Origin of the sequence: Trinickia symbiotica (assembly GCF_002934455.1) — a bacterium.
Classification (GTDB): Bacteria; Pseudomonadota; Gammaproteobacteria; order Burkholderiales; family Burkholderiaceae; genus Trinickia; species Trinickia symbiotica.
This window is the reverse complement of record NZ_PTIR01000003.1, coordinates 143554-154673: the sequence shown is the minus strand read 5'-3', so window position 1 is coordinate 154673 and position 11120 is coordinate 143554. Positions and strand designations below refer to the sequence as shown.

Below are 11120 nucleotides of genomic sequence, written 5' to 3'. Positions count from 1 at the left end.
TTTCATAGGGGTACGCGTTGAGCTTCAGCGGACTCGCCGCTCAGTTCCGGCATGGCCGTCGCCGATCAGCTCAGGTTGACGATCATTCGGTCGAGAAGATGCTTGACGGTGGCGACTTCATCGGCTGTGAAGCCGCGAAGCTGGCGGTTCCTCGTTTCGACAATGTGCGGCAAGGTTTCACGCAGCAATTGACGACCGGTTGCCGTCAATGCGAGTTCGACGCTGCGTCTATCGGACGTGCTGCGAATTCGTTCGATCAACCCGCGCGCTTCGAGCGAATCGAGCTTGCGAGTCATGGCGCCGCTGTCCGCAAGCAGGATGCGGCAAAGAGCGGTCGGTGTGCGAGCACGTCCGTCGTAGAGCGCTTTCAGAATTCCCCACTGGATAGCCGACAGCCCGCTGGCGGCGAGCTTGCGGTCGATTTCGGCACCCAGCAGAAGATGAACCTGATTCATCTTGAACGCGACGCTCTCTTCCGTCCGGTATTCGTCCGGAGTCAGCAATCGCGCGGGTTCAGCGCCGTCGAACGTCTGCTCCAGCGTGGGGGTTTCCACGAGATTCATTGTTTTTCCTGCTCAATAGGTATCTGCATCTGCAGACAACTATATGCACGTCATTCAAAATATGCAACGAGCCATGAGGCGTGGTTTTCCCCATGTCGCGACGGAATGCGTTGTCGCGGATAATGCAACCACCTGTTGCAATTTGTGCGACCGAGGGCTAAGCTGGTCCGTCTGGAAGCGTCCCCGGCCGCGGTGTTGGCGCGCGTGAGCGAACGCTTGCCTGCGTAGTGCCCCGCGCGTGACGATCGATTTACGCCAATCGACTACAGCATGCCTTCTCCAAAAGTTTTTCATGAACGCCTAAGCGGCAAGGTCGCGATCGTGACCGGGGCCGGGTCGCTCGGCCACGGGTTCGGCACGGGCAAGGCAATTGCCTGCCTCTTTGCGGCGGAGGGCGCGTCAGTCTGCCTCGTCGATCAGCAACACGAGAGGGCCGCGGAGACGCTGACGCTGATTACGGACGCAGGTGGTCAGGCCTTCATTTCGACCGGAGACGTCACCGATAGCGCCGTATGCGCGCGCATTGTCGATGAGACCGTTGAGCGATATGGCGGCCTCGACATCCTCGTGAACAACGTCGGAATATCGGGCGCGCCGGGGCGGTTGGAGGATATCGACGAAGCGTCGTGGGATCGCGTAATCGATGTCAATTTGAAAAGCGCGTTCCTGATGAGCCGCAGCGCCGTGCCGAAGATCGTGGCGCGCGGAGGCGGAGCCATCGTCAACATTAGCTCGGTTGCCGGCATCCGCAGTCATGGCTCCGCCGCGTATGGATCGTCGAAGGCCGGTATGGTCGCTTTTACGCGCGAGCTCGCGGTGATGTACGGCCGCGATTTCGTTCGCGCAAATGCGATCGCGCCGGGGCACATCTTCACGCCCATGGTGGAAAGCATGCTCAACGAAAAGGCGCGCGAGCGCCGGCGCAAGATTGCACCGCTTCCATTGGAAGGAGACGCGTGGGACGTTGCGGCCGCCGCGCTGTTTCTCGCCAGCGATGAATCGCGATTCATTACGGGCACGTGCTTGCCCGTGGATGGCGGCGTAACGGAGATAGCCGCTTTGGCTGCTTACGATCTGGTCCAACAATAGTTGCCGCGCTGACGCGGCGAACGGTGGGTTGGCCCCTGGACGCACGATGGGTCTCGCTTGAGGTGTCCCCGTGGCCGATGCGTTCATATTGTTATACGGCATTCATTTATATATACTCCTTCTCGTCGTCGACTATGGGAAATGCCAAATGCAAATCCCCTGTTGACGGCGCCCTCGACGGGCCCAGTCCAACGAGCATGGCCACGGCGTCAAGAGACCAAGGAGTGAGTGGGGATGGCGGAAGCAAATCAGCAAGGGTACGGCCCACGTGAGTCGATGGAATACGACGTGGTGATCGTCGGCGGCGGCCCCGCAGGTCTGTCCGCGGCAATCCGCCTGAAACAGCTCGCAGCAGAAAATGGTGTTGACATCGGTGTATGCGTGCTGGAAAAAGGCTCGGAGATCGGGGCGCATACCCTGTCAGGCGCGGTGATGGATCCTCGTGCGCTTGATGAACTCATTCCTGACTGGAAGGACAAAGGCGCGCCGCTGACCGTGCCCGTCACCGAAGACCGGTTCCTCTTCCTGTCCGAGAAACGCGCCTTCAAGACGCCGAACTGGGCGCTGCCCGACAACTTCAAGAACCACGGCAACTACGTAATCAGCCTCGGCAACGTCACGCGCTGGCTGGGGCAACAGGCCGAGGCGCTCGGCGTCGAGATCTTCCCGGGCTTTGCGGCCGCCGAGGTGCTCTACAACGAAGACGGCTCGGTTAAAGGCGTCGCGACTGGCAATATGGGCATCGGCAAAGACGGCGAGCCGACCGAGAACTTCCAGCTCGGCATGGAGCTGCATGCGAAATACACGCTCTTTTGCGAAGGCGCGCGCGGACACCTCGGCCGGCAGCTGAACGACCAATTCAAGCTCGACCGCGATGCCGATCCGCAGGTCTACGGCATCGGCATCAAGGAACTCTGGGAGATCGATCCGGCGAAGCACCAGCCCGGGCTCGTCATCCATACGGCAGGCTGGCCGCTCGATACGCAGACGTACGGCGGCTCGTTCCTCTACCACGCGGACAACAACCAGGTGGTCGTGGGCTTCGTCGTCGGCCTCGGCTATTCGAACCCCTACCTCTCGCCGTTCGAGGAGTTCCAGCGCTACAAAACGCATCCGGAGATCCGCAAGGTGCTCGAAGGCGGCAAGCGCATTTCGTATGGCGCGCGTGTAATTACCGCGGGCGGACTCATGTCGCTGCCGAAGCTCGTGTTCCCGGGTGGCGCGCTGGCAGGCGACGATGCGGGCTTTCTGAACGCCTCGCGCATCAAGGGCAGCCACGCGGCGATCAAGACCGGCATGCTCGCCGCTGTTGCCGCATTTGAAGCCGTGCAAGTCGGCCGTCAGCATGACGAACTCACGGCGTATCCCGAAGCGTTCAAGCAATCCTGGCTGTATGACGAACTCTATAGGGCGCGCAATTTCAAGCAATGGATGAGCAAGGGCCTGTATCTCGGCACGCTGATGGTTGGCCTCGAACAAAAGCTGCTTGGCGGCAAGGTGCCCTGGACACTGCATCATCACCATCGCGATCACGAGATGCTCGAGCCCGCGTCGAACAGCAAGCCGATCGAGTATCCGAAGCCTGACGGGAAGCTCACTTTCGATCGTCTTTCTTCTGTGTTCCTCTCCAATACGAATCACGAGGAAAATCAGCCGGCCCACCTGACACTTAAGGACGTGAGGGTGCCCGTCGACGTGAACCTGCGGACCTATGCGGGCCCGGAAACGCGCTTCTGTCCAGCGGGAGTGTACGAATTCGTGAAGAACGATGACGGCGGCGACCGCCTGCAGATCAACGCGCAGAACTGCGTGCACTGCAAGACTTGCGATATCAAGGACCCGACGCAGAACATCGTCTGGGTCACGCCCGAGGGCGGCGGCGGTCCGAACTATCCGAATATGTGACTTCGATTGACGCCGGGCAGCGACCAAAAGGCAGGCAGTGGGTAGCTTCGGCGGTCGCAGCCGTTATCTCCGACCTATAGCTGCTGGCGGAAATGCATGCCGACGCAGCGACCTTGACGGAAACAGCGCATAAGGAAACCTTAAGGTACGGCGCCTACGGTTCATCGTAAGCCCTCGGAAAGCGGGCCCCAAGCGGAAAGCACCTGGGAGGCGAGCCGAGGGCGAGCATGTCCCAGCGGAGGGTTGTGATGAAATCGATGTTCGTTATCGGCGGCGCACTTATTGTCGCTGCTGCTCCCATACTGGCGTCCGCAAAACCGCCAGCCAATCCCACGGCGGGCGAGCCATTCGAATCTCAGGTCCAACCTAATAGTGCCGAGCAGTCGGACTCGAACCATGACTCGATGGGCAATTCCGCGAAAGTCACTTCCGGCTATGGAGGCGTAGCGGAGACGGGGCAGCACGCTTCGGTCAAGCCATTGACTCCATCGACGCACGCGCTGTACCGGCACCACTAACTAGACTGGCGGGTGGCTTGCGCTACGCATCCCTGGTCGCACCGCATCCTGCCTGCGACGACATCCCGGCCCTCATTTTAGGGTCGGCGTGGCGTCGCGCGTTGCCGGCATCTGCTACCGGGACGGGACGTGTGGCGCAATGATCTGATTGTCGGTCGCGGGACGTATGTCCGCACTCTCATGTAAGCGAGCGGCATGTCGGTTTGCCCGGGTGTCGCGGTCTAAACTGCTCGGCATTGGCTGGTGGTGAGCGGATAGTCGAGGCATCAGCTGATCACCGGAGACCCGAAGCTATGCGAGTGTTGCTGGTCGAAGACGACGATTTGATCGGAAGCGGTGTCGAAGCTGGGCTGCGACATGCGGGATTCACCGTTGACTGGACGCGCGACGGCGGCTCAGCGGCTACGGCACTTAGCACGACTGAATATGAATTGCTGGTATTGGACCTCGGTTTGCCGAAGCTGTCCGGCTCAGACTTGCTCAAGTCGCTTCGTGCGCGCGGCAACGATATTCCCATACTCGTTCTGACGGCTCGCACTACCGTAGCCGACCGCATCGAGGGACTTGCGGCAGGTGCGGACGATTATATCGGCAAGCCGTTCGATCTGGCAGAGTTGATTGAACGCTGCCGTGCACTGTTGCGCCGCGCACATGGCCGAGCCGTCTCGATCATTCGATATCGCGATTTCACGGTCGACCCAAGGTCCATGACCGTCATGCGCGGCAATGAACGTCTGCCGGTGACGTCACGCGAGTGCGCTTTGTTGATCGAATTGCTCTCTCATCAGGGCATACCGCTTTCCCGTTCGCGCCTCGAAGACAGTCTTTACGGGTGGCATGCGGAAGTGGAGAGCAATGCCATCGAGGTACACATCTCCAATTTGCGCAAGAAGCTGGGCGCGGATTTGATCAAGACTATCCGCGGCCTCGGATACCTGGTGGAGAAAGCATCGTGACGCATTCGATCCGGAAACGATTGATGCTCCTCGTGTTGACAAGTATCGGCGTGGTGTGGACCATCACGCTCGTCACGAGCTATCGCCAGGCGCTCCATGAAGTAGCCGAATGGGAAAACGCCCGGCTCGAAGAAGCTGCGAGAACGTTGCTGGCAATCGACGAAACTGACCTGGGCGTGCTTGCAAAAGGCGGATTCGTTGGCAGCGACGATAATGGCGACGATTCGAAGCAACGGCTGCTCTTCGAGGTGCGGGGTACCGGCGATCGAGTGCTGGCGAGGAGCCCTGGCTTGACTAACGCCGACCTGCGGGAGGCAACGACTCCTTCATTATTGGCGGGCGCTTGGTCGGTGGCGGCCGGTGGTGCGAACTGGCACGTCTATATGCGCCGCGATGCAGCGTCGGGCCGCGTTGTGCGCGTATACGAGCGCAGTGAGAGCCGAAGCGATCTCGCCTCGGACGTCGCGCGGCGCGTTGCACGACCCATTGCCTACGGGTTGCCCGTGCTTGCGTTGCTTGTTTGGCTGAGCATCGGAAGAAGCCTGGCGCCCCTCGCGTCGCTCTCAGCCGCAATCCGGTCGCGCAACGCCGACAATCTCGACTCCATCGACCTGCATCGCACGCCGTCCGAGGTTCGTTCGCTGCTCGACGCGCTCAATAACCTGCTCGATCGTCTGCGCCGCTCGTTCGAGCGCGAGCGAGCATTTACAGCGGACGCCGCACACGAGCTGAAGTCACCCCTCGCTGCCATCAAGGTGCAAGCGCAGGTTGCACTGATGGCGCAAGAAGCGTCCGTGCAACGCCTTGCGATGCAGCGCGTCGTCGAAGGCGTCGACCGCAGCACGCGCCTTGCCGATCAATTGCTATTGCTTGCGCGGATCGACGAAACCAAAGCCGTGCCAATCGGTCAGCTTCGGCTCGACACTGTTGTCGACTGTTGCGTGCGGGCTCGTCAGGTCGATGCGGCGGATAAGAAAATGACGCTGACATCGTGCCTTGACGGTGATGCAACAGTGGTAGCCGATCCTGAGTTGCTGAGTATCCTGGTCGATAATTTGTTGGACAACGCAGTCAAGTACGGGCGCGAGGGTGGTCGAATCGAGGTAGTCGTCCGTCGTTTCACGCGTGATACGCGCTTGGTAGTGCGCGATGACGGTCAGGGCGTTGCGGCCGAAGACCGCGCGCGCCTCACCGACCGCTTTTTCCGAGTAGTGGGCAACGGATCGCCCGGTAGCGGGCTGGGGCTATCGATCGTCGCGCGAATTGCGGCCTTGTTCGGCGCGCGGCTAACATTCGAGGTTGGTATCGAAGGGCACGGGCTCGGCGTAGCGATCGATTTCAAAGATCAGACTGATTTCCCGTGCCTCATAAACCAGGCGAGACACAATACGCCCGCCACGATGCAATAAACGCCGAATGCCGCGAGCTGGCCGCGCCCTTCGAAATACCGCATGAGAAAACGTACGCTCAGGTAGGCCGCGATTGCCGTCAGCAGCCCGCCCAGCAGCGCGTCGCCAAGTCGGGAGGGTACTTTGAAAAGTTTCGGCAACTCCAGCACGCCCGCTGCAAAGATGATGGGCGTGCCGAGCAGGAACGCGAACTCGGCCGCTCGTTCTGCTGTGAGCTCGGTCCAGCGCTTCCTGAAGTACCAAAGCAGCGCACTCGCAGTACCTTAAGTAGCCTTGGCGAGGTCGAGCGTCTCGTCTCATCGCGGCATTGCATATCTCACGCGGACCGAAGGCGCATTCGTTAACGTTGTCTTAAGCTCTCCGTGCGATGCTGCAACCGTCGGTTGCCGACAATGCTGACAACGCTGACAACGCTGTTCGCGACCCACGAACGACGAGCAGCGCAGCATAGGACAAGCAGCACGGCAGCGTGTCGCCATCAAATCCACGCTATCAAATCCACGCCGTTAAATCCGCGCCGGTTAAGGCTGAAACACGATGTACCGCCGCCATCGAGGTAGCGCCGCAGCGCCACCGCCGTCGATCGTCCCAGCAAGGGAGGGGCAATTATGTTACCGAACTGGTCGTTTCATCTACTCGCCCTGACAGGATTCCTCGTCGCCTCATCGCTTGCAGTGGCGGGCGAGCCTGCCAAGGTCGTTGTCAGGCTCTCTGATGGCAGCAATGGACGCATGTCGTTGAAGTTAAGTCCGTCGAAGGTTCCATCAGGGCCGGTCGAATTTACGATCAAGAACGAATCCCGCGATATGGAGCACGAATTTCTCTTCGCCCCTTGGTCGGGGCCCGATAGCGCGCTACCCTACGACGGGAAGACTCAGCAGGTCAAAGAGGACAAGGTGAACGGACTGCAGGGCGTCGAGGACCTACGCCCACGCCAAACCGTGACAGCGCGGTTCACACTGACCGAAGGCCGGTATGTCTTGTTTTGCAATGAGCCCGGCCACTATCACGACGACATGCGGGCGAATCTCATTGTCGGTGCCGCTAAATAGAACGACACGGAGTCACGAAGTTCATCTGCGCCAAATTGGCGAACCCGATTGAGGATAGGCTGCGAGTCGTCCTCGGGTCGAAAGGCGATGCCGCTTGATGGCGATCAATCCGTATCGAGGCATGCTTCGTACACTGTGACGAAGCGCCCTGTTTCCCCTACCGTTGTGATGCCGTGCTGCCGGCAGGGGGAAAGACCTTCTCGAATGCCCGCCGATTCCCATGCCACCTTTTTTTCGTTCGATCGATTTCGTCCTACTGATTGGCGCGGCCAGCAGTCTCGTGGCCGGACTTTTCGCCGCGGCATTGGGCGAAATTACCGTCGCCCACGCGTTATGGCTCGCCGGAGCATTACCGGTTGTGGTCGTGCTGGCGGTATCCATCGCCAAGGGGCTGCTGCGGCGCGAAGCGGGCGTCGACATCCTCGCGCTGCTTGCGATCGCCCTCGCATTCGTGCTCGGCGAATCGCTCACTGGTGCTGTGATCGCATTGATGCTGGCAAGCGGGCGCGCACTCGAAACATGCGCTCAGCAGCGGGCAGAGCGCGAAATAACAGCGCTGCTGAGTCGCGCACCGCACTTCGCCCACCGCTTTGAAAGCAGGTCAATGGCACCGCGTGGCGGTGGATGCAGTTTGCCCCGGTGATCGGCTACTCGTACGCAGCGGTGAATTCGTGGCAGTGGACGGCTCGCTGATTGATCATGCGCAACTGGATGCGTCCGCACTCACGGGCGAATCGGCTACGCAATTTCGAGTACCCGGAGAGAGCGTGCTCAGTGGCGTGGTCAACGCCGGCGCAGCGTTCGAGATGGTGGCTGCCGCGACGCCCAGCGACAGCACGTTTGCTGGCATCGTCCGCATGGTGCAGTCCGCGCAACGCGAGCGCAGCCCCGCAGCGCGCCTCGCCGATCGTTACGCCGTCTGGTTTATTCCTGCCACGCTGCTTGTGGCTGGTGGCAGTTGGCTCATCACTGGCGAGGACGAAGTTTTCCATGCACTCGGCGAGAGCGCCTAGCGGGCTCGCCGCAACTGATGGCAGACGCTCGGCGGCGATGTTGCTGCCTCGACGTTCTCGTCACCTGGCACAGGCCCGACGGCGGGACAACGCAAGGGAACAACGCCGCCACGGAGCCGCACTTTTCATTCGCCGTTGATGGGTGTCAAGCGCCGCCCCGTGCTTATCGCTTAAGGTGGTGTTATCGACAAGTCGGAGTGCGACTTCGTTGATGAAGTTCGATGAGCAGGAGAAGCATTCGTGAGCGCCCCTCTGTTGTTGACGTTTAACCCCGGCTCTTCGACGATCAAGCTCGGCTTGTTTCGAGTGACCGATGGCGTGCCGGTGCGATGCGGTGCGGGCAGCATCGACTTCGGCCGCGTACCGCTGGCGCTCGAGATCTCGAATGCTGGGCAGTCGGCGACGATCGAATTGAGCGCCTCGCTCACGGAGGATCTTCATGAGGCGATCGACGAGACCCTCGATTGGCTCTCCACGCATTTCGCATTCAATGATCTCGCGTCGGTCGGGCATCGCGTCGTGCACGGCGGCGATCGTTTCTCAGGCCCCGTCGCGATAGACCGTGAGACGCTCGCCGCCATCGAGGCCCTCACTCCGCTGGCTCCTCTGCATCAACCGGAGAGCGTGCGGCTAATCCGCGCGATCCGTGAATTGCGCCCGCACCTGCTGCAAGTCGCATCGTTCGATACCGCGTTTCATCGCACGCAGGCCGACATCGTCCGTCGCTTCGCGATTCCGCGGCACTACTTCGACGAAGGAATCAAACGATATGGCTTTCACGGGCTTTCCTATCAGTACATAGCGACTCGGCTTGCCCGCGAGTTCCCGAAGCTGGCGGCGGGGAAGGTCATCGTTGCGCATTTGGGCGCCGGAGCCAGCCTGTGCGCGCTCGATGCATGCGTGAGTCGAGACACGAGCATGGGCTTCTCGACGCTCGACGGCGTGCCGATGGCGACCCGTTGCGGCTCGCTCGATCCGGGCGTCGTACTGCATCTTCTCGAGCGGAGAGGACTTAGCCCCCGCGAAATCGAGGACATCTTGTATCGTCAATCCGGCTTGCTCGGCCTATCCGGTACAAGTGCCGACATGCGCGAATTGAACGCCTGCGGCCTGCCGCACGCTCGCGAAGCCATCGATCTGTTCTCGCTTCGTACTGCCGGAGAGATCGCCCGGTTGACCGCAACGCTTGGCGGGCTCGATGGATTGGTGTTTACGGCGGGAATCGGTGAACATCAACCCGATGTACGGGCATCAGTATGCGAGCACCTCCAGTGGCTCGGCGTCGACCTCAATGCGCGGCTCAACGAGGATAACGCACGCATCATCAGCAATGAGGGAACCCCTGTCACGGTGCTCGTATTGGCCACCGACGAAGAATCCGTCATCGCTCGAGAAACGGCATCGGTGCATCGTTGCGGCGAGCGGCTTCCGGCCGGCGTCTAGATGGATGCGCGCAACGTTACCCGGTTGATACGCGTCAACCGACGTACGGTGCGCACGGCTACAGTGAACGAGGAGCTTTTTTTCCTCTCAGGAGAATCATCATGAAAGCACTCGTTTACCACGGCCCCGGCCTTAAGTCGCTCGATGAACGGCCGATACCGGAGCTTGCTGAACCGACCGACGCTATCGTCAGAGTGATGCGCACCACGATTTGCGGAACCGACTTACACATCCTGAAGGGCGATGTGCCCAGCTGTGAGCCGGGACGCATTCTCGGTCACGAAGGGGTAGGCATCGTGCAACGCGTCGGGAGCGCAATATCGACGCTATCCGAAGGCGATCATGTCCTCATCTCGTGCATTTCCGCCTGCGGACGATGCGATTACTGCCGCCGCGGCATGTATTCGCATTGCGCGACGGGCGGGTGGATTCTAGGTAATCGCATCGACGGCACTCAGGCAGAGTATGTGCGGATTCCGCACGCCGAGACGAGCCTCTACCGAATTCCGCAGGATCTCGACGAAGAAGCGCTCGTCATGTTGTCCGACATCCTGCCGACCGGCTTCGAATGCGGTGTACTGAACGGCAAGGTACAGCCCGGCTGCACGGTCGCGATCGTCGGTGCCGGGCCGATCGGCCTTGCATCCCTACTCACCGCGCAGTTTTATTCGCCCGGGCAGATCATCATGATCGATCATGACCCGAACAGGCTGGAAATGGCGCACCGCTTCGGCGCGACAGCATGCATCGACGGTGGCCGCGCGGACGCGGTCGCCGAAGTGATGCGGCTCACCGATTCGGTGGGTGTCGATTGTGCGATCGAGGCCGTCGGCATTCCGGCGACGTTCGAGTTATGCGAATCGCTCGTCGCACCCGGTGGCGTCATCGCCAATATCGGCGTGCACGGCGTGAAGGCCGATCTGCACCTGGAGAAATTGTGGGATCGCAATATCGTCATTACGACCCGCCTCGTCGATACCGCGAGCACTCCGATGCTGCTTAAAACGGTCCGCTCTGGCAAGCTCGATCCGAAGCAATTGATCACTCATCGGTTCCCGCTTAGCGAGATCGCAGCGGCCTACGATACGTTTGGCCATGCGGGCGAGACTCGCGCATTGAAAGTGATCATCGAAGTCTCGTGAAGGGCCGATGTGTGACGCGTCGCGGCGCGG

General features: G+C 60.7%; 9 protein-coding genes and 2 pseudogenes. 9 read left to right on the top strand and 2 right to left on the bottom strand.

Annotated elements, in window-relative coordinates; translation table 11 throughout:
• Positions 1-65: 65 nt before the first annotated feature.
• Positions 66-563, bottom strand: a complete 498-nt coding sequence (locus B0G57_RS06880; RefSeq protein WP_102606927.1) for a MarR family winged helix-turn-helix transcriptional regulator — start codon at positions 561-563, stop codon at positions 66-68.
• 270 nt (positions 564-833) lie between these two features.
• Here B0G57_RS06880 and B0G57_RS06875 point away from each other — a divergent pair, with 270 nt between their 5' ends.
• From B0G57_RS06875 to B0G57_RS06860, 5 genes are all read left to right on the top strand, one after another.
• Positions 834-1652 carry an SDR family NAD(P)-dependent oxidoreductase gene (locus B0G57_RS06875; RefSeq protein ID WP_102606926.1) on the top strand — a complete coding sequence of 273 codons (819 nt, stop codon included), beginning with the start codon at positions 834-836 and terminating at the stop codon, positions 1650-1652.
• Positions 1653-1886: 234 nt separating this feature from the next.
• Positions 1887-3557, top strand: coding sequence for an electron transfer flavoprotein-ubiquinone oxidoreductase (locus B0G57_RS06870; RefSeq protein ID WP_102606925.1), 1671 nt, complete (start codon positions 1887-1889; stop codon positions 3555-3557).
• 248 nt (positions 3558-3805) lie between these two features.
• Positions 3806-4075: a hypothetical protein gene (locus B0G57_RS30835; protein WP_146013350.1), complete on the top strand. Its 270-nt coding sequence runs from the start codon at positions 3806-3808 to the stop codon at positions 4073-4075.
• Positions 4076-4368: 293 nt separating this feature from the next.
• A complete protein-coding gene (locus B0G57_RS06865) occupies positions 4369-5031 on the top strand; it encodes a response regulator (RefSeq protein ID WP_102606924.1) in 663 nt (220 codons plus the stop codon).
• Positions 5028-6440 (top strand): ATP-binding protein, encoded by a 1413-nt coding sequence (locus tag B0G57_RS06860; RefSeq protein WP_102606923.1) that lies wholly within the window; start codon positions 5028-5030, stop codon positions 6438-6440. Before B0G57_RS06865 ends, B0G57_RS06860 begins: the two co-directional genes overlap by 4 nt.
• Here B0G57_RS06860 and B0G57_RS06855 read toward each other — a convergent pair.
• Positions 6377-6655 (bottom strand): annotated as a pseudogene (locus B0G57_RS06855) (undecaprenyl-diphosphate phosphatase); the annotation flags it as partial. The gene B0G57_RS06860 and the pseudogene B0G57_RS06855 sit on opposite strands and share 64 nt — an antisense overlap.
• 393 nt (positions 6656-7048) lie before the next feature.
• On the opposite strand from B0G57_RS06855, the gene B0G57_RS31085 reads away from it, so the two are divergent.
• From B0G57_RS31085 to B0G57_RS06835, 4 genes and pseudogenes are all read left to right on the top strand, one after another.
• Positions 7049-7492 carry a cupredoxin domain-containing protein gene (locus tag B0G57_RS31085; RefSeq protein WP_104489568.1) on the top strand — a complete coding sequence of 148 codons (444 nt, stop codon included), beginning with the start codon at positions 7049-7051 and terminating at the stop codon, positions 7490-7492.
• 220 nt (positions 7493-7712) lie between these two features.
• Positions 7713-8469: pseudogene (locus tag B0G57_RS32340) on the top strand (P-type ATPase); the annotation flags it as partial.
• A gap of 276 nt (positions 8470-8745) precedes the next feature.
• Positions 8746-9948: an acetate/propionate family kinase gene (locus tag B0G57_RS06840; protein ID WP_102606921.1), complete on the top strand. Its 1203-nt coding sequence runs from the start codon at positions 8746-8748 to the stop codon at positions 9946-9948.
• Positions 9949-10049: 101 nt separating this feature from the next.
• Complete coding sequence (locus B0G57_RS06835; protein ID WP_102606920.1) at positions 10050-11090, top strand: zinc-dependent alcohol dehydrogenase family protein; 1041 nt, start codon at positions 10050-10052, stop codon at positions 11088-11090.
• Positions 11091-11120 lie beyond the last annotated feature (30 nt).